A 20,463-nucleotide genomic window follows, 5' to 3' on the forward strand; every position below is an offset into this window, starting at 1 on the left:
GCTAATATTTATTAATTATTTCGATAATAAAACTAACCTCTTCATCCTCTAAAACAGGACTTATAGGCAAACTCAAAACTTCATTATGAATTTTCTCCGTAATGGGAAAAGACAAATTATTCCAGTCCGGAAATGCTTTTTGCTTGTGTGGCGGAAAAGGATAATGAATAACGGTCTGAATATTATTTTGAGCTAAATAAGCCTGTAAATCTGCTCTGTTTGAGCTTCGGATAACAAATAAATGAAAGACATGATTGTTAGAAAAATCCCAAACCGGAAGTACTATTTTGTCGTTTTTAATTTCAGCTAAATAACGTTTTCCAATCGCACGGCGTTTATTGTTATCAGCATTTAAATTGGGTAATTTTAAATTTAAAAATGCTGCCTGAATTTCATCTAATCGTGAATTTACACCGATATATTCATTATAATATTTTTTCTCTGATCCATAATTCCGAAGCGAATAAAGCACTTTTGCCAATTCAGCATCGTTTGTGGTGATCGCTCCGCCATCTCCTAAAGCGCCTAAATTTTTTCCCGGATAAAAGCTGTAAGCAGCGGCTCCAAAAGAGTCTTCGACTTCGCTCAGAGTGATATTTGGTGATTCCAGAGTACTATTTTTAGAGTCTTGCTTATGGATCGCACCGTGAGATTGTGCGGCATCCTCAATGGTTATTAAATTATTCTTAACAGCTATTTGATTGATTTTGTTCATTTCAGCCAATTGACCGTATAAATGAACGACTAAAATTGCTTTTGTTTTTGGGGTGATTTTCTCTTGGATTAAATCAGGATTTATAGTGTATGTTTCTAATTTTGGCTCGACCAAAACCGGAATTAAATCTGCTTGCAAAATTGCTAAAATACTTGCGATGTAAGTATTTGCCGGAACGATAACTTCATCTCCTTTTTGGAGTTTCCCCAACGCTATATATCCTTTAAAAATTAAAACCAAAGCATCAAAACCATTCCCTGTCCCAATGCAATATGAAGCATTGCAATAGTCAGCAAAAGTCTTTTCAAATGTTTCCAGTTCATTTCCTAAAATATACCAGCCGTTATGCAAAACTGTTTTCAATTTTTTCTGAAAAGCAGTTTCATAAGGTGCATTTATTTTTTTAAGATCCAGAAATGGTATCATTTTACTTTTTTAATTTAAACAAAAATACCATTTAACTTATTATAATTTGAAGTTTCGACCTCGTAAAAATCATGCACCACAGTACTCGCTCCAAAACTCTCTTTCCAATACGATAATCCGGCATTTAGATTTCTTCCCTGATTTTCATTTGAAATTCCAAAATCAAAAAATCGCTTTTTCGCAAATCTTTCCTGAATCAAATAATGAAATAGATAATCTAAACTTCCCAGATTTTCCTGATTTTCGTTTTTTGAAATATATTGACAATGGGCCACCGTTTCTGTTTCAAAAACAGTAGTTCCTGCTATGATTTTATCTTCTAAATAAATATTAAACTGATGAATATTTTCAGGAAAATGCGTTTTTAAAGAATCCATCTCATCTACAGAATGAACAGGTTTTGCATTGTGTTTTACCTCTAAATTCGGAATCAGAACTTCATTCCAAAACGATTCAAAATGATCTTCTTCCTTAATTATTAACTGATTGGAGATCGCTTTCTGAAAACCCCTTTTTCTGATTTTTGAAGTACTGTTCTCCTGTGATAAATCGATTACCGAAAGCGAATCACGACGTATTAATTTCGCTTCCGCCAAAAACAAAACGTACAAAACTTCTTCTGAAGGTTTTAGATGATAAACAGAAGGGAGTGTTTTAAAATATAATTTTTGAAAATTATTCTTATTAAGAAAAGACAAAACTGCCTGAAAAATTTCTATAACTGCAGCCAATTTAATTTGTTCCCTATACACCAATCCTCCGTAAGTAAGGCCCTGATGCGAATGTATCGTTTCGCTAACTTTATTAGCGGGTAACACACTTACGAGCTTTTGATCTTCGAAAACTAAAAGCGAAAAATCATCAAAACGATCTGCATGGTATTCCATAAAATCGCGATGAAATAAAAATGTTGCGTTTTTGGCCCGACCAATAAAGTCATTCCAAATGTTATAATCACTTTTAAGGTATTTTTTTACGGTAAGATTTGTCATTTTTCTTCCACAGCTTTTAATAGACGGGTAGCGATTAAGTCAATTTATAACTAAAAACTTTTTTAATACCTCTAATCTTTGGCTAATATCGTTTAAATATTTTATTTGTGGTCAAATGCAGGTAAATACCATTTGAATTTTACGGCCAATAATCGAACAGTGATAATAACAACAGAAGTTACCAGATATAAAATATCATCATTTAGATTCAGTTTTTTAAGAGCAAAAAACACAATTCCGCCAAAAATACAAATCGTGGCATAAATTTCTCTTCTAAATATCGTTGGGATCTCAGTACACAAAATATCACGCGTAACGCCTCCAAAACAAGCCGTCATAGTTCCTAAAGCAATACAAATTACAGGATGTAAACCAGTCATTATTCCTCTTTCAAGACCAATTAAAGTAAAAACCCCTAACCCAATGGTATCAAACAAAAACAAGGAAGTTCTTAATTTATCAAACTTTTTCCTGAAAAGAATTGCCAATCCAAAACCTAAAATAATGACGTAAACATATTGCAAATCCTGCATCCAGCCCACCGGAGTTCTGCCTATTAATACATCACGAAGTGTTCCTCCGCCAACTGCAGTAACAAAAGCGATAATAAAAACACCAAACGGATCCAGCTTTTTATGCATGGCCGTTAATGCGCCAGACATAGCAAACGCCATTGTACCGATAAGATCTAATAAATGAAACATTTTGTTTTTTTAGGGTCAAAGGTACAACGGTGAAGAGGCACAAAAATAAAAAAGTTAAAAATTTTTAATTTATTTGTAACTTTTTTCTTTAATTTTAATCTCCACTTCAGGATTTCTTTTTTGAATAGCTTCAATAAATCTCATTTTATCTTTGGGCGAAATTAGTATCGTATCAAACTTGTTGTATAAGATTTCAAGTCTGTCAAAAGAAAGTGCAGGAGAGCTAATAATGTTATAGCTTTCAGAAACTCTCTTGATTTTCTGAATTTCAATGCATACATTAAAAAACAATCCGCATTTTATGAATAATTTTTCATTTTCGATTGTATAAAGAGTATTCGAAAACATATAGACAATAAAAACTACTGTCAATAGTATAAAGGCAAAACCCATCCATAATTGGTCATATACCAATCTTACCAACATTGCTCCAAAAATTAAAACAAGAAATAGTATAAACCAAAGATCAATTTTAGATTTAAATTTTTCCATTCATCAACAGTTTTTATATTATCTTTTTACATAAATCGGACTTCTCTTCAGCAAATACGAAATAGAATCTATCCAGCTGTCTTTTATATTCAGGAAAGGTTTACGGCTTTGAGAATAAATTTTAGTTCCGTTTTTATACATGTCAAAATAAACCATGTAATTGTAATACGTTTGTGTGCTTGCGCTTGTTGTAGAAATATCGCTCGTTTTTACTTTTTTATTATTGTCACTAACTTTAGCGTTTCCGCTGTTATAGGTTGATGCTGTAGATCCTTCTGAAATAGTATACGAAACCTTTGCAGCAATAATATTATCAACTCCCAGAATTTTTTGAAGATCTTCGATAGGGGTTTCATCAACGTTTTTATAATCAATTCCTGCTTTATGCAACAAACTGTTCGTTACTCTTAAATCCTGAACTGTTAAAGGAAAAAGGTTGGCAGATTTATCTAACAACTTGTTATAAAGATCACTTTGTGCAAACTTTGCCATTTCTTCAGAACTTTCCATACTACCGGAATTTACATACGGAACAGGCAATACAGCAATCGTGTTGGGTTTCATTGCTGCAACACTAATGGGACCGGAGTTATCTAAAGCAACAGCATTTGAAGTTGAAGCATTTGCAGATACATCAAAAGTTTGAGAACGGCCACTAGCAAAATCAATTTTGGCAATTTGAGCTACATCAAGTGAGATTAACAATGTTTCTCCAGGTAAAGAATATTCAACCTCTTTATCAGATATTTTAGCAATCGTACATTCAATAATCTGATAATCTCTCTTAATTATTTTATCGAGTTTTTTCCCGCCTTGAGCGAAAGTAAAAACAGAAACAAACAACATTAATACGACGGTAACAACTTTTGTAAAGTTCATGGTATTTAAATTAAATTTTCCTACTCTTGGGCTTTTCGGATTCGCCTTTAAAAAAATGCATCTTAAATTCATAAAACAAATGCATACTCAAATTTACGAAATTCGAAACAAAAACTCATAAAAAAACAAATTAACTACATATTCTGTGTGTAAAAATTGTAATCTTTCAGAATCACCCTTAAAAAATCGTTTTCGTTACCGGATTGATTTTTGATTCCAGTAACCGTTTCAATTTTAGATACCAGTTTAAAAATTACTTCATGATCGCGTTTTGCAAGCGCATTTTGAAAAGTTTCCTTAATAATTCGCATATCATTATCCGATAATTTAATGACCAAAGGATACGTAGGAACATACGCATCTCCTATTTCTTCCAGAATCGTGTGACTAATATTGATTTTGTTTTTTAAAGTTATAACAGCAGTTCCGGCAACCATATCACCCAATCGTTGTGCTTTTTTACTTGAAACCACACTAACGATCGCTACTATTCCGTAAAAAAGCGTAATATCTACTAATCTAAAAAACCAACGCATCAAATAATCTCCAAATCCGGCCTGATAACCGTCTATTTTTACGACTTTTATCCTGACTAATTTTTTTCCGATAGTTTGTCCCTCAAAAATGCTTTCCAGTGTGAGTGTATAAATAAAAAACGGAAAATAAAGGATCAAAATGATAGCTCCTTTGGACCAGCTATCTAATCTGTCAAATAAATTACCGAAATTTAACCCATAAAAAAATATCAGGGAAATCACGATTACATAAGCAAGTTTAATTGATAAATCGATAAAATAAGATCCTATTCGTTCACCTGCTGATGCAGCAATAAAATTTATTTTTACATTTTGTGTTGTATTTATAGATAATTCTGACATATTTTATATTTTAGCCTACAATGAGAGAAGTTGCCTTCATAAAACAAAATAAAGAAAAATGGCTTGAATTTGAGCTAGCTATTTTTGGTAAAGCTAAAAAAAATCCTGATGAGTTAGCGAATTTGTACATTCAAATGATGAATGACTTGTCCTATGCCCAAACGTATTACCCAAAAAGTAAGACAGTTGTGTACTTAAACCATCTTGCTTCGCAGATTTATCAAAAGATTTACAAAACCAAAAGAGCTGAAAAAAATAAAGTACTCGAATTTTTTACTACAGAAGTTCCTTTGCTTGTATACGAATACAAAAGGTATTTATTGTATGCGTTTATTTTATTTTTTGCCACAGTAGCAATGGGTGTTGTTTCTGCAAGATATGACACCAATTTTGTTCGATTGATTTTAGGCGATGGTTATGTAAACATGACCTTAGAGAATATAAAAAAAGGAAATCCAATGGCTGTTTACGGCTCCGGAAGTAACTGGGGAAGTTTTATTGGCATTACGATCAACAATCTGTATGTAGGCGCGAGATGTTACATTTATGGTATATTTGGTGGCCTTGGCACTTTTTATATCTTTTTACAAAACTCCTTGATGTTGGGATCTTTTCAATACTTTTTTTATGAGCAGGGCGTTTTCTGGAAAAGTGTTCGCGGTATCTGGATTCATGGTGCTATGGAAATTTTTGCAATTGTAATTGAAAGTGCTGCCGGATTTATCTTAGGCGCTTCTATCCTGTTTCCTAAAACTTTTTCGCGAGTAAATTCTTTCAAGATCGGCTTTAAAAACAGTTTCAAAATATTTCTAAGCACATTTCCTTTTACTATTAGCGCAGGGTTTCTCGAAGGTTTCATAACAAGATATTCTGTAGATATGCCCAACTGGTTAAGTAGTTTTATCATCTTACTTACCTTAGGAATAATTTCATTTTATTATTTGGTTTATCCTTTTCTCGTTCACAAAAAAGTACAACAATTATCCGCCAAATCGAATTAACCGAAACCAATAATGAATAGAATTTTAATCCTTTTATCTTTTCTTTTTTTCTCTGGTATCCTAAATGCCCAGGATTCTTTGGCTACAGCCGAACCTCCAAAAGCAACTACCGTAAAATATACCGAGAAAGATATTCAGATTGACTCCAGTACTGTAGAAGCCAAAACTTTTTCTAAAAATTTTAAAAAAAAATATACCGATCCTGATTTTGTTTATGAGCGTAAAGCCCCTGAAAAATCACTATGGCAACGTTTTTTAATATGGCTGGCAAGTATTTTCAGAAATCTTTTTCATTTTGAAAGTTCCCAAACTGCTCTGAATTTTGTTGCTCTTTTATTGAAAACGCTGGCAATCTTAATTATTATTTTTGTCATTTATCTCATTGCAAAAGCCCTTATCAATAAAGAAGGACAATGGATTTTTGGAAAAAATGCCAACAAAAGAAACATCCATTATTCTGATATAGAGAAAAATATTCATCTTCTGGACTTTGAAAAACTGATCAAAGAAAGTCTTCAATCCGGAGAAAAAAGAATAGTAATTCGCTACTATTATTTATGGCTGTTGAAAGTTATGGCACAAAATCATTATATCGAATGGGACATCGAAAAAACGAATTCTGATTATCTGTACGAACTACAAAGGCCTGTTTACAGAGAAGAATTTACGTATTTATCCTATTTATACAATTATATCTGGTATGGTGAATTTGAAATTGATCAAGCCGCATTTATAAAAGCAGAAAACCGATTTAAGAATGCTATAAAAACCTTTAGTAATGAATAAAAACATCAAAATTTACATTGCTGTTCTGGTTTTTATTTTAGCCTTAATCTTACTATCAGATCACAACAACCCCAAACCTATCGATTGGCGGCCTACCTATTCTGTCAATGACAAAATTCCGTACGGATTATTTGTTTTTGATAAAGAAATTAATGGCTTTTTTAAAAATCATAAAGTAGAACGAATCTCAACCCTTACCCCTTATGAATTTTTAGATTCAAAATATGATGAAAATCCTCTGCTAAAAAATTATACAATAAAAGGCAATTTCATTACTATATCTGAAGCAAATACAATTGACGAACAGTCTATTAAAGAAATCTTTTATTTTGTATCACACGGAAACAATGCTTTTTTAAGCATGAGAACATTTCCTCAATATTTATTAGACAGTTTAAAGGTCGAAGTCAAATCTGATTTTCAATATAACGGTACTACTTCAGTCTGGACAACTAACAAAAGTGTGAAAACCAAAAAATACAATTTTCAACAACAGGTAGAAGATTATTTTTCTAAAATTGACACCTTAAACACTACAGTTTTAGGATATCAGGGCACAAAAAATCAAAAGCATATTAATTATATAAAAGTTCCATATAGAAGAGGGCATTTTTACTTACATACTCAGCCCGTTGCTTTTACAAACTTCAATTTACTAAAAGCAGACCATTATCAATATGCTGAAAATGTGCTGTCCTATTTGCCGGAAGGTGCTATTTTTTGGTACACAAAAGGACAAAACGGCGAGAGCATTTCTGATTCACCATTACGCTATATCTTAAGTCAGCCTGCATTAAAATGGGCCTGGTATATCTTTTTAATTGGAATGCTGATTTTTATAATTTTTAATGCCAAACGAAAACAACGCATTGTTCCGATTTTAAAACCTTTACCCAATTTAACGGTTGATTTCACGAAAACAATCGGGAATTTGTATTATCAGGAAGGGGATCATACCAATATCATCGATAAAAAAATCATCTATTTTTTAGAAAAAATCCGAACGGAGTATTTAATTGACACCACAAAATTAGACGACGATTTTATCAAAAAATTGCATTATAAAACAGGAAAAAGTATAACGGATATACAAGAACTTGTATTTTTGATTAACGAACACCGAAATAGCTATCACGGAAGTCTTGAAGAAGATTTAATCCGAATTAATGACGCTATCGAAAAGATTTTACATTAAAATATTAGCCAAAGATTAGAATGATTACACAGATTAGAAAATTTAATACCTTTTAATAAAAAATCATTTTAATCATTCTAATCTGTTAAAAAAAACAATTCAAAAAGAAAACATACCAAACATGGACGACATCAATACTACCGAAAACGAAATCACAAACGAAAATGTGAATTTTGAGACCAGAATAAATTTAACCCCACTTTTAGACCACGTAAATAGTATCAAAAAAGAACTTGAAACGGTTATTGTGGGACAACACAAAATGATCGATCAGCTTTTGGTCGCTATTTTATCAAACGGTCATGTTTTGCTTGAAGGTGTTCCCGGAGTGGCTAAAACAATTACGGCCAAGTTATTATCTAAAACATTGAACATAGGCTTTAGCCGAATTCAGTTTACACCGGATTTAATGCCTTCGGATATTTTAGGAACCTCAATTTTTAATCTGAAAAATTCCGAATTTGAATTTAAAAAAGGTCCTGTTTTCTCCAATCTAATTTTAATTGACGAGATAAACCGTGCGCCTGCCAAAACGCAAGCTGCCCTTTTTGAAGTTATGGAAGAACGTCAGATTACGATTGACGGTGCCGCTTATCAGCTTGAAACGCCCTTTTTGGTTATTGCTACACAAAACCCAATTGAGCAAGAAGGAACATATCGTTTGCCTGAGGCGCAATTAGACCGTTTTTTATTCAAAATCACGATTGATTACCCTAAACTAAATGAAGAAATTCTAATTATCCAAAGAGAACATTTATTACAGGATCACGGAAAATTAGAAGCTATAAAAACCATCCTTTCTGCTGCAGAAATAAAGGGATACCAGGCGTTGGTCAAACAAATTAGAGTAGAGCAGAATTTATTAGAGTACATTGCCCGAATTGTAGTAAACACAAGAGAAAATGCCTTTTTATATTTAGGGGCTTCGCCTCGTGCTTCAATCGCTATTTTGAATGCGGCAAAAGGGTTCGCTGCCATTCGTGGTCGTGATTTTGTTACTCCGGAAGATATTAAAGAAGCCGCAATTCCGGTTTTGCAACATCGTGTCATTGTAGCTCCTGAACGTGAAATGGAAGGAATTACAAGCTCCGAAATTGTAAAACAGATTATTGAAACCGTAGAGATTCCACGATAGTTTTTCAGTTACAGTTCTCAGTTGTTACACTTGGATATTAAATCTTTTTAAATGAAATTTTCTAAATTATTCCTTTTACCCTTAATTTATATTTCGTTGGTTAGCTTTAAACCAATGAATAATAAGACTTTAAAAAATACAAATTCATTAATTTATATTGCAAGTGACAAGCAACAACTTGAAACATTACTTAGAAAGACTTACGAATGGATCGAAACTAAAAGCTTAAAGATCGATTTTGATGTTGTGAAAAATAAAAAAGGAGACAAATACATTGGCTTAAACCTAAAAGCACACAACAAAAGAGTAGAAGAACTAAAAAAAACAAACTTTTTTGCAAAAGAATTTCTTGACAATTACAATAAGATTGGATTAAAAATTGGAGACAATCTTAAAACTAAAAAAATAGAATACCTTGTTGGAGATTTGCCTCCATACGGCAATGATACCAATATGTGGTGTGATTGCCAGGACAGCCCCGAAGAATATTGGAAAACGATGAAGATAAGCATTGTAAAAATCGAGAATAACAAAGCAAACTTAAATTGGACGTGGACGGAATGGAAAGATAAATCTAAATACAATGTAAAAGCAATTAAAGAAAATGGTATCTGGAAAATAGCCTGTTTAGAAGGCTTTGATTACGATAGCCTGACTAAAATATAGGAATTAAAAAATTAAACTTTAAATATTTTTTAAATTGAAATTCATAAAAAGCCTTTACCTCAATAACTTCTTCTTCTATGTGCTTTTAGGCATTATTGGACTGTTTGTTTGCGCTTTTATTTTTCCGAATTTATACAATGCCGTTTGGTTTGTTGTTTTGGTTTTAACTACTTTTCTGGGACTTGATATTTTAATTTTATATTTTGCAAAAATAGGAATAGAAGCAGAAAGAATAACACCTGAGAAACTGTCAAACGGAGATTTAAACCCTGTAACTATCCGCATAAAAAATCATTATACATTTAAAATTTCGATTAAAATCATAGATGAAATTCCGTTTCAATTTCAAGTGCGTGATTTCAAACTTTCAAAAACCATCAAAGCTTCTGAACAAAAAGAAATTGGTTATGATTTGCGTCCCACAGAACGTGGAGAATATTATTTTGGATTCCTAAACATCTACGTTTCTTCTCCCTTACAATTAATATCGAGAAGATTTACTTTCGATAAGGATAAAAGGGTGCCAACATATCCTTCTTACATTCAGTTGAGGAAATATGATTTATTAGCTTTTTCGAATAATTTACACCAATACGGAATCAAGAAAATCCGCCGAATTGGCCATACCATGGAATTCGAGCAAATTAAAGAATATGTTCAGGGCGATGATCTCAGAACGCTAAACTGGAAAGCTACCGCAAAGAAAAATGCCCTGATGGTCAACCAGTTTCAGGACGAAAAATCACAATCGGTTTATTTGGCAATTGATAAAGGCCGTGTAATGCAAATGCCTTTTGACGGATTGAGTTTGCTGGATTATGCGATTAATTCGACTTTGGTTTTAGCAAATGTTATTCTGAAAAAACAAGATAAAGCCGGAATTTTTGCTTTCTCAAAAAAAGTAGAAAACAGAGTCTACGCAGAGAAAAGAGCCTCGCAAATGCAAAAGATTCTGGAAACCTTATACAACATCAAAACTGATTTTTTCGAAAGTGATTACAGCCGTTTGTATGTTGATATCAAAAAAAATATCAATCAGAGAAGTTTGATTATTTTGTATACCAACTTTGAAACCATGGATGGCCTAAATCGCCAATTACCTTATTTAAAAGGAATTGCAAAAAACCATCTATTAGTAGTGGTTTTCTTTAGCAATACAGAATTGAATGCGATCATCAACAAAAAAACAGATACCATTCAGGAAGTTTATGATAAAGTAATCGCCGAAAAATTCATGTTCGAAAAACGCTTGATCGCAAACGAACTTAAAAAATACGGAATTCATTCGGTTTTAACGCAACCTGAAAATCTGACTTTAGATGCGATCAATAAATATTTAGAGATTAAGGCGAGAGGGATTTTGTAGAAATGTAAAATGTTGGTTGTGAGAAGTGAAATGTAAAATTGAAAACAAATAATTGGATTTTTTTAATGACTAAAGATTGGTCTTCTTAACATTATTAAAACATCAATTTCTTACTTCAAATTTAGAATATTCAAAAAATATTTAAACCTTTATCACTTTGTTCCTTATTAAACCTTTTTAACTCTAAAAAAATGAAAAAACTAATCCTAATCTTATTCGTTTTCACCAGCTTTTTGTCTCATGCACAAAAAACAGAAAACATTATCATTATCACCACAGATGGTTTTAGATGGCAGGAAATTTTTAAAGGAATAGATCCGGCAATTGCCAACGACAAAAAATTCAATCAGGGTGATAGTACTTACATTTATAAAAAATATGCCAGTGCAGATTTTCAGGAATCCCGAAAAAAAATCATGCCTTTTTTATGGTCAGAGATGGTTTCTAAAGGTCAGATTTACGGCAATCGCGATCTTGGAAATAAAGTCGATGTTTCGAATCCGTATTGGTTCAGTTATCCCGGATATAGCGAGATTATGACCGGAAACGTTGATGTTGCTGTTAATTCTAATAGTTATAAAGCAAATCCAAATGTCAATGTTTTGGAATTCCTAAACCAACAACCAAAACTAAAAGGCAAAGTAAATGCTTTTGGAGCATGGGATGCTTTTGACCGAATTTTGAATGAGCAAAGAAGTAATTTCCCGGTAATTTCTGCCTTTGATAATGTGGGAGGAAATAAACCAACAACCACTCAGAAACTATTAAACGAAATGCGTAATAATTCATTTAAACCCTTTCATGAAGATGAATGCCTTGATGTTTTTACACATTATGAAGCTTTAGACGAACTTAAAACCCGAAAACCAAAAGTACTTTATATTGCTTACGGAGAAACCGATGAATGGGCACATTCAGGACATTACAGATCATATCTTGATGCTGCAAACCAGGTTGACAAATGGATCAAAGAAATTTGGGATTTTGTGCAAAATGATCCTCAATACAAAAACAAAACAACTTTACTAATCACTGTTGACCACGGTCGCGGAGATAAAACAAAAGCACAATGGACAGATCACGGTGCCGATGTTCCGGGTGCATCACAAATTTGGTTCGCCGCAATGGGACCAGAAATTGCACCAAAAGGTGAAATCAAAACGGAATCACAATTGTATCAAAAACAAATCGCTCAAACTATTGCCAAAATTATGGGATATACTTTTACAACCTCACATCCTGTTGCAGAAGAAATTTCAGAAGTGTTCAAGAAATAGTTTTTTTGCGACAAATTCTTGTTGCAATCTTCATCATAAAAATTTAGCCACAGATTAAAGGATTAAAAGGATTAAAAATCTATCTAATCATTTTAATCTGTGGCATAAAAATTCTTGACCTGAGCGATAGTGAACAAGCGAAGTAAATTCGTGGCAAACATTTTTTTCATTTTGTATCTCAAATAGCTCCACGTTTTTGAAAATCTTGCAATAAAAAACCTTTGAACCTTTGTCCCTCTGAACCTTTGCAACTTTTAAGAAAAAACTAAGTATCTTAGCACCTTAGAAACTCAGTACCTTTCAGAATGAAACAAATTACTTCAATACAAAATCCGTTTATAAAATCACTTGTTTTACTTCAGGAAAAGGCAAAAGCCCGAAAACAAACCGGAACATTTTTGATTGAAGGCTTACGCGAAATTTCATTAGCCATAAAAGGCGGTTACGAAATAGAAACTGTTTTATTTTTACCGGAATTGGTTACTGAAAATCAGATCAATAAATTGTTAAATACGCCAGTTTCATTAATCGAAATCAATAAAGAAGTCTATCAAAAACTAGCCTATCGCGATACGACCGAAGGTATTCTGGCTATAGCCAAAACAAAATCGATGCTTTTATCAGATTTAAAACTATCTGACAATCCTTTGATTATTGTAGCCGAAGCTCCTGAGAAACCAGGAAATATTGGCGCACTTTTACGTACTGCAGATGCTGCAAATTTAGACGCCGTTTTGATTGCAAACCCAAAAAGCGATTTATACAACCCAAATATTGTTCGTTCGAGTGTAGGATGTTTGTTTACCAACCAAATTGCAACAGGAACAACAGCAGAAATCATTGCTTTCCTGAAAGAAAAAAAGATTAATTTTTATTGCGCCACATTACAAAATTCAACCTCTTATCATACACAAGACTTTACGACTCCGACCGCTTTGGTTGTGGGCACAGAAGCGACAGGATTAACACAGGATTGGCGCGATGCTGCAACTCAGAATATTATAATTCCGATGCAGGGCGAAATCGACAGCATGAATGTGTCTGTTGCGGCAGCTATTTTAATTTTCGAAGCCAAACGCCAACGAGGATTCAACTAAAAAATCTTACCTTATGAATTACAAATTATCTCTTTTAGCAGTATTATTTAGTTTTTCTGTTTCAGCACAAATAACCAATCAGGAAGTTGATGAATTGGTAAACCGTACCATAAAAGCTTTTGACGTTCCCGGAATTGCAGTGGCGATTGTAAAAGACGGAAAAGTAGTGCTTGCAAAAGGATATGGTGTAAAATCAGTGGTAACACAACAAAAAGTAGATGCCAATACACTTTTCGGAATTGCCTCAAACAGTAAAGCCTTTACGACAGCTGCTCTTGCCATGCTGGTGGATGAAGGCAAAATAAAATGGGACGATAAAGTCACACAATATCTTCCGGATTTTAAAATGTCTGATGATTATGTAACCAAAGAATTTACAATTCGCGATTTATTAACACACAGAAGCGGACTCGGTCTTGGTGCAGGAGATTTGATGATCTGGCCTGACGGAAGCGACTTTAAAGCACAGGATATTATTCACAATTTAAGATATTTAAAACCTGTTTCTAGTTTCAGAACCAAATACGATTATGATAATCTAATGTACATTATTGCAGGCGAAATTGTACACGTGGTAAGCGGAAAAACCTGGGCAGATTTTGTTGAAGAACGTATTATGAAACCTCTGGAAATGAATAATAGTGTGGCTTCTGTAAAACGTTTAAAAGATACTACAAACATCATTACACCGCACGTTCCTCTTGATGGCAAACTAAAAACCATCAAACGCTATGAAAATCAGCTTTTTGATGGTGCAGCGGGAATTTACTCAAGCGTAAATGACTTGAGCAAATGGGCTATTTTGCAAATCAATAACGGCAAATATGGCGACAACAAGCAGTTGTTTTCAGAAAAAGAACACGACGAAATGTGGCAATTGCAAACCATTATCCCGGTAAAAACAAGAGCTCCTTACAATACTCATTTTTCAGGTTATGGTTTAGGCTGGTTTTTAAGTGATGTCAAAGGATACAAGCAAGTTTCGCATACCGGTGGCCTGGAAGGAAATGTAACGCAAACAACCTTGATTCCTGAATTAGGTTTAGGAATTATTGTTTTAACGAATCAACAATCCGGAGCAGCATTTAGCGCTATAACAAACACTATAAAAGACAGCTATTTAGGCATTAAATCTGATGATTATGTAACCGTTTACAGCAACCGAATGAAAGCCAGTGAAGCATCAGCCGATAAAGTTACGGATGAAGTTTGGGCAACAGTCACCAAAAACAAAAAAGATAAATTAAAAACTGATTTTTCTAAAATTACAGGAATTTACAAAGACAATTGGTTTGGAGAAATCACCATAACAGAGAAAAAAGGAAAAGTATATTTTGCTTCAAAACGTTCTCCTCAACTTGTTGGTGAAGTTTTTTTCTATAAAGACGGAAACTATGTTGTAAAGTGGAATAACGCTTTTTTCCACGCCGATGCACATTTACTTTTCAAATACGATGAAAGTGGAAAAGTTATTAATCTAAAAATGCTTCCAATTTCTGAATTGACTGATTTTAGTTATGATTTTCAGGATCTGGATTTTTCGAAAGAATAATTATTGATTTCAGATTTCAAGTTTCAAGTTGGAAACTGGGGCTAAACATAGAACTTGTTAATCTTTGTCAAAGTTTAAAACTTTGGCAAAGATAGCTGTAGACAATAGTTTATGTAGTCCGTATGGGACATTTTCTCTGGGGTTGTTTTTGCTACCGATATGTAACTCCTAGCAGAGCATTATCTGTACAAACAATGTTTATTTACTATCAATATCAATTTCCATAAAAAATATCCCGTTAGGGATTACATATCGGTAAAACATACTATTCTTTCTCTGCTTTTTTGTTCCGTTAGGGACTACACCAACATTTAATAAAACTTAGGAAATTCAAGAATCTACCCTTTAAAATCAGAAATCTAAAATATAAAATCAACAATCCATTCCCTTGCGTATGTTTAAATTTATTCCTATTTTTAGTACTTGAACCATGCCGTTATGATAGAAATAGATATTGAAAAAGAAAACAAAGCGATTGCGCAGGAATACAAAGAATTACTACGAATCAGTTATCAGACCTTAAGTCCTACTGATAAAAAATTAATCCGGAAAGCATTTGATGTTGCTGTAGATGCACATAAAGAACAAAGACGTAAATCTGGTGAAGCGTATATCTTTCATCCTATTGCAGTTGCAAAAATTGTGGCTTCTGAAATTGGTTTGGGAGCGACCTCTATTGCTGCGGCTTTATTGCACGATGTTGTAGAAGATACTCCTATGACAGTCGAAGATATTGAGCGATTATTCAACCCAAAAGTGGCTCAATTAGTCGAAGGTTTGACGAAAATTTCGCTGGTTCAAAAAGATCTGAACGCTTCGATGCAGGCAGAAAATTTTAGGAAAATGATCCTGACACTGAACGATGATGTTCGTGTAATTTTGATCAAACTGGCGGATCGTTTGCACAATATGCAAACTATGGATTCGATGGCGGAATACAAACAAACTAAAATCGCCTCAGAAACACTTTACATCTATGCTCCCCTCGCCCATCGTTTGGGACTTTATAACATTAAAACTAAGCTGGAAGACTTAGGATTAAAATATACAGAACCTGCAGTTTACAATGACATTGTCAGCAGAATAAGAGAAACAAAAGAAGAGCAGGATGCTTACATCAAAGATATTTCGGATGTCTTAAAGAAATCTTTAGATAATGAAGGTATCGATTATGTAATCAAAGGCCGTCCGAAATCTATTTATTCGATTCGTCGAAAAATGCGTGCTCAAAATGTGAGTTTTGACGAAGTTTATGACAAGTTTGCCTTAAGAATTGTCTACAAATCAGATCCTCACGACGAAAAATTTGTGGCCTGGAAAATCTATTCGATCGTAACTGATCACTATAGACCAAGTCCAAGTCGTTTGCGTGACTGGATTTCTTCTCCAAAATCAACCGGTTACGAAGCGTTGCACATTACCGTTATGGGACCAAAAGGCCGCTGGGTAGAAGTGCAGGTTCGAAGCGAGCGTATGGATGAAATTGCAGAAAAAGGGTACGCAGCACATTACAAATACAAAAACGGTGCAACAGAAGAAAGTGGTCTCGATGTCTGGTTGAATTTGCTTCGCGAGGCACTGGAAAATCAGGAAACCAATGCAGTTGATTTTGTAGAAGATTTTAAAATGAATTTATATTCAAAAGAAATCTTCGTCTTTACGCCAAAAGGAGAAATCAAATCGCTGCCAAAAGGAGCCACTTCACTTGATTTCGCCTTTAGTATTCACTCCGAAATTGGAATCAAGACCAGAGGAACTCGTGTAAACGGACGTTTAGTTCCCTTAAATCATGAACTTAAAAGTGGTGATCAGGTCGAAGTCATTACTTCTGCCAATCAAAAACCAACGATAAACTGGTTAGAATACGTAACGACTTCAAGAGCCAAAAATAAAATCAAAAACGTTCTTAACGAGAACACTAAAAAAATTGCCGAAGAAGGAAAAGAATTACTCACCCGAAAACTGAAGCATTTAAAAATAACCATTAACGAACAGGTGATCAACGAACTGGTTAATTTCTTTAAACTTAAAACCAGTTTAGATTTATTTTACAGAGTTGGTATTGGAGCGATCGAAAACCAACAATTAAAAGATTACGCTGCACAAAAAAGCAACAGTTTCATCAATTTCTTCAAAAATAAAATTAAAAGAAATAAAGAAACAACCGCCGCAGAAGACATTCATAAACCTGTGATGAGCAGTAATTATGATATGTTGGTTTTTGGCACTGAACACGATAAACTCGATTACAAACTTTCACCCTGTTGTAATCCAATTCCGGGAGATGATGTTTTTGGTTTTGTAACGATAAACGAGGGAATCAAAGTTCACAAAAAAGATTGTCCAAACGCGATCGGAATGCAATCGAATTATGCGTACCGTATTATGAGTGCCAAATGGATCGATTCGTCTCAGGAAGAGTTCAAAGCCATTATCAATATTACAGGAATGGATGTTTTAGGATTGACCAATCAGTTGACAAGGGTAATTTCAAACAACATGAGCGTGAATATTCAGAGTATTTCGCTAAGTACAGATGCCGGTATTTTTCACGGTCAGATTGCCGTTATTGTTCAGAATAACACCATTTTGAAGAAAATGATTAATGCTATTAAAAAAATTGATGGTGTTGATAAAGTGACGAGAGAATACAGAACCTAAAATCATCATCAACACTTTCCACATAAAAGATGGAATTTAAATTAGCATTCTAAATATGAAAAATGAGGTTTTAGAGATTCCATCAGTACATTTTAATGAGAACGGAGAACTTATAATCTTGGCTTCTAAATCTTCTTCAAAAGATGATTTTGATTTTTTTCAGGGAAAATTTGTTATTCTGAACAAAAAACTGAAACGGAGATTTGCAAATTGTACCGAATGGATCGAATTTTCGTCGACTCAGGAAATGTACAAGATCTTAAACGGAATAGGTAATATCGATAATTTTCTGGCGACCTTTGATGGTGAACCTTTTGAAGGCATGACAGTAAGATTATTTAATCCTGCTACAAGATTGTGGAGTATTTATTGGGCAGATTCAAATACAGGAACTTTAGACAAACCTGTAGTTGGTTCTTTTGAAAATAAAATTGGACATTTTTTTTCTAAAGATATTTTTGACGGTAAAAATGTATTACAAGTATTTCGTTGGGATGCCCGTGATGAAAACAATCCTGTTTGGAGTCAGGCTATGTCTGATGACAAAGGGAAGAACTGGGAATGGAATTGGTATATGTACATGTCTAAAACTAAATAAAGAATTGTTATTTTTATCATAAATACAAATAATTATGTTAATTAAGTTTATTAGAACTTTCTAAAATTTAATGTTGTAAAAGCCTGTATTTGATGCATTGTTACGAATCAAATACAGACCTTAACGTTAAACTTTAAACCCGAAACTTTTATTCATTAAAAATAAAAAATTATCTTTGCCGGATATGACACTCATTTCAACTGACAACACTAAGAATCAAGAAATTGTAAAAAATGTTTTTACAATGTATCTTGAGCAAAAAGGGCATCGCAAAACTCCTGAGCGTTATGCTATACTTCAGGAAATTTACGATAGCGAAGAACATTTTGACATAGAAAACTTATATATCAAAATGAAAAACAAAAACTATCGCGTGAGTAGAGCTACATTATACAACACGATCGAGTTATTGTTAGACTGCGCTTTGGTTAGAAAACATCAATTTGGGCAAAATCAGGCTTACTACGAAAAATCATATTTTGATAAACAGCATGATCACATTATCATGACTGATTCTGGTGAGGTAATCGAATTTTGCGATCCAAGAATTCAAACCATCAAAAAAACAATCGAAGAAATATTTGATATCGAAATTACGAATCATTCATTGTATTTCTACGGAAACAAAAAACAAAAACAATAATCCGGAAACGCATTATTTAAAAAAAAATAAAAAAAGAAAATTAACTACATTAATCAGTAGGGCAACTCAAATTGCCTCAACGCAAATTAAAACAGAATGACCGTAGATTTATTACTAGGATTACAATGGGGAGATGAAGGTAAAGGGAAAATTGTTGACGTTCTTACCTCTAATTATGATATTATTGCACGTTTTCAAGGAGGACCAAATGCAGGGCATACATTAGAATTTGACGGAATCAAACATGTATTAAGAACCATTCCTTCTGGAATTTTTCATAAAAATTCAATAAACATCATTGGTAATGGTGTTGTAATAGATCCTGTAGTTTTTCAAAAAGAAATCGAAGGTTTAGCAAAATTCAACCTTGACATCAAAAACAAATTAATCATTTCAAGAAAAGCACATTTAATTTTACCAACACACCGTTTATTAGATGCAGCATCTGAAGCTTCTAAAGGAAAGGCAAAAATTGGTTCTACTCTTAAAGGAATCGGACCAACTTATATGGACAAAACCGGTAGAAACGGACTGCGTGTTGGAGATATCGAATTAGAAGATTTCAAAGAACGTTACAGAGCATTGGCTGACAAACACGAAGCAATGATTGCTTTTTATGACGTTGCAATTCAATACAACTTAGCTGAACTTGAAAAAGAGTTTTTTGAAGCTATTGAAGAACTAAAAAAATTAGATTTTATTGACAGTGAAGAATATATCTACCAGGCTCAAAAAGCAGGTAAATCTATTTTATGCGAAGGAGCTCAGGGATCTTTATTAGATGTTGATTTTGGAACTTATCCTTTCGTAACTTCATCAAATACTACTGCTGCAGGAGCTTGTACCGGTTTAGGAATTGCTCCTAACAAAATCAAAGAAGTTTACGGAATCTTTAAAGCTTATGTTACTCGTGTGGGTAGCGGACCTTTCCCTACTGAACTTTTTGACGAAGTTGGTGCAACAATGGCAAAAGTAGGTAACGAATTTGGATCTGTTACAGGAAGACAAAGACGTTGTGGATGGTTAGACCTTGTAGCTTTAAAGTATGCTGTTCAGGTTAACGGAGTTACACAATTAATGATGATGAAAGGCGACGTTCTTTCAGGATTCGAAACACTGAAAGTTTGTACAGAATACAACTATAAAGGACAAAACATCTCTCACTTTCCTTATAACATCGAGCCGGAAAACGTAACTCCTGTTTATAAAGAATTTAAAGGATGGAAAGCTGACCTAACAGGATTGACCACTTACGATCAATTGCCAATCGAGCTAAAAGAATATATTGAGTTTATTGAAGAAGAAGTTGGAGTACCAATTAAGATTGTATCTGTTGGACCAGACAGAAAACAAACAATAACAAAATAATACATCTAAACGCTCTGATAATCAGAGCGTTT

The 20,463-nt window shown here is 33.5% G+C and carries 19 protein-coding genes; 13 read left to right on the plus strand and 6 right to left on the minus strand.

Annotated features, from left to right (window positions below):
• Nucleotide 1: 1 nt before the first annotated feature.
• The 6 genes from ACQY44_RS18030 to ACQY44_RS18055 form a co-directional block, all read right to left on the minus strand.
• Nucleotides 2–1,141, minus strand: coding sequence for a DegT/DnrJ/EryC1/StrS family aminotransferase (locus ACQY44_RS18030; RefSeq protein WP_428231688.1), 1,140 nt, complete (start codon nucleotides 1,139–1,141; stop codon nucleotides 2–4).
• A 14-nt stretch (nucleotides 1,142–1,155) separates the two neighbouring features.
• A complete protein-coding gene (locus ACQY44_RS18035) occupies nucleotides 1,156–2,133 on the minus strand; it encodes a GNAT family N-acetyltransferase (protein ID WP_428231689.1) in 978 nt (325 codons plus the stop codon).
• A gap of 101 nt (nucleotides 2,134–2,234) precedes the next feature.
• On the minus strand, nucleotides 2,235–2,837 hold the full coding sequence (locus ACQY44_RS18040; RefSeq protein WP_428231690.1) for a trimeric intracellular cation channel family protein: 603 nt from the start codon (nucleotides 2,835–2,837) through the stop codon (nucleotides 2,235–2,237).
• Between the two features lie 69 nt (nucleotides 2,838–2,906).
• Nucleotides 2,907–3,329: a PH domain-containing protein gene (locus ACQY44_RS18045; RefSeq protein ID WP_428231691.1), complete on the minus strand. Its 423-nt coding sequence runs from the start codon at nucleotides 3,327–3,329 to the stop codon at nucleotides 2,907–2,909.
• Between the two features lie 18 nt (nucleotides 3,330–3,347).
• The gene (locus ACQY44_RS18050) at nucleotides 3,348–4,208 is read right to left on the minus strand and encodes a hypothetical protein (RefSeq protein WP_428231692.1); all 861 of its coding nucleotides are present in this window, start codon (nucleotides 4,206–4,208) and stop codon (nucleotides 3,348–3,350) included.
• A gap of 134 nt (nucleotides 4,209–4,342) precedes the next feature.
• Complete coding sequence (locus ACQY44_RS18055; protein ID WP_428231693.1) at nucleotides 4,343–5,086, minus strand: RDD family protein; 744 nt, start codon at nucleotides 5,084–5,086, stop codon at nucleotides 4,343–4,345.
• Nucleotides 5,087–5,106: 20 nt separating this feature from the next.
• Between ACQY44_RS18055 and ACQY44_RS18060 the strand changes: the two genes are divergently transcribed.
• From ACQY44_RS18060 to ACQY44_RS18120, 13 genes are all read left to right on the plus strand, one after another.
• Nucleotides 5,107–6,087 carry a stage II sporulation protein M gene (locus ACQY44_RS18060; protein ID WP_428231694.1) on the plus strand — a complete coding sequence of 327 codons (981 nt, stop codon included), beginning with the start codon at nucleotides 5,107–5,109 and terminating at the stop codon, nucleotides 6,085–6,087.
• Between the two features lie 12 nt (nucleotides 6,088–6,099).
• Complete coding sequence (locus ACQY44_RS18065) at nucleotides 6,100–6,873, plus strand: DUF4129 domain-containing protein (RefSeq protein ID WP_428231695.1); 774 nt, start codon at nucleotides 6,100–6,102, stop codon at nucleotides 6,871–6,873.
• Entirely contained in the window at nucleotides 6,866–8,068 is a 1,203-nt protein-coding gene (locus ACQY44_RS18070) for a DUF4350 domain-containing protein (RefSeq protein WP_428231696.1), read from the plus strand. The genes ACQY44_RS18065 and ACQY44_RS18070 overlap by 8 nt, the downstream gene beginning before the upstream one ends.
• Nucleotides 8,069–8,189: 121 nt before the next feature.
• Entirely contained in the window at nucleotides 8,190–9,203 is a 1,014-nt protein-coding gene (locus ACQY44_RS18075) for an AAA family ATPase (RefSeq protein WP_428231697.1), read from the plus strand.
• A 114-nt stretch (nucleotides 9,204–9,317) separates the two neighbouring features.
• On the plus strand, nucleotides 9,318–9,869 hold the full coding sequence (locus ACQY44_RS18080; protein WP_428231698.1) for a hypothetical protein: 552 nt from the start codon (nucleotides 9,318–9,320) through the stop codon (nucleotides 9,867–9,869).
• 34 nt (nucleotides 9,870–9,903) lie between these two features.
• Entirely contained in the window at nucleotides 9,904–11,235 is a 1,332-nt protein-coding gene (locus tag ACQY44_RS18085) for a DUF58 domain-containing protein (protein ID WP_428231699.1), read from the plus strand.
• 191 nt (nucleotides 11,236–11,426) lie between these two features.
• Nucleotides 11,427–12,512, plus strand: coding sequence for a phosphoglyceromutase (locus ACQY44_RS18090; RefSeq protein ID WP_428231700.1), 1,086 nt, complete (start codon nucleotides 11,427–11,429; stop codon nucleotides 12,510–12,512).
• 305 nt (nucleotides 12,513–12,817) lie between these two features.
• Entirely contained in the window at nucleotides 12,818–13,609 is a 792-nt protein-coding gene (locus ACQY44_RS18095; RefSeq protein WP_428231701.1) for a TrmH family RNA methyltransferase, read from the plus strand.
• A 13-nt stretch (nucleotides 13,610–13,622) separates the two neighbouring features.
• Complete coding sequence (locus ACQY44_RS18100) at nucleotides 13,623–15,161, plus strand: serine hydrolase (RefSeq protein ID WP_428231702.1); 1,539 nt, start codon at nucleotides 13,623–13,625, stop codon at nucleotides 15,159–15,161.
• 438 nt (nucleotides 15,162–15,599) lie between these two features.
• Nucleotides 15,600–17,822, plus strand: a complete 2,223-nt coding sequence (locus tag ACQY44_RS18105) for a RelA/SpoT family protein (RefSeq protein ID WP_428231703.1) — start codon at nucleotides 15,600–15,602, stop codon at nucleotides 17,820–17,822.
• A gap of 55 nt (nucleotides 17,823–17,877) precedes the next feature.
• A complete protein-coding gene (locus ACQY44_RS18110; protein ID WP_428231704.1) occupies nucleotides 17,878–18,420 on the plus strand; it encodes a hypothetical protein in 543 nt (180 codons plus the stop codon).
• A 184-nt stretch (nucleotides 18,421–18,604) separates the two neighbouring features.
• The gene (locus tag ACQY44_RS18115) at nucleotides 18,605–19,063 is read left to right on the plus strand and encodes a Fur family transcriptional regulator (RefSeq protein WP_026981862.1); all 459 of its coding nucleotides are present in this window, start codon (nucleotides 18,605–18,607) and stop codon (nucleotides 19,061–19,063) included.
• A 96-nt stretch (nucleotides 19,064–19,159) separates the two neighbouring features.
• Nucleotides 19,160–20,431 carry an adenylosuccinate synthase gene (locus tag ACQY44_RS18120; RefSeq protein WP_428231705.1) on the plus strand — a complete coding sequence of 424 codons (1,272 nt, stop codon included), beginning with the start codon at nucleotides 19,160–19,162 and terminating at the stop codon, nucleotides 20,429–20,431.
• Nucleotides 20,432–20,463 lie beyond the last annotated feature (32 nt).

This window comes from Flavobacterium sp., from assembly GCF_965277525.1.
GTDB lineage: Bacteria > Bacteroidota > Bacteroidia > Flavobacteriales > Flavobacteriaceae > Flavobacterium.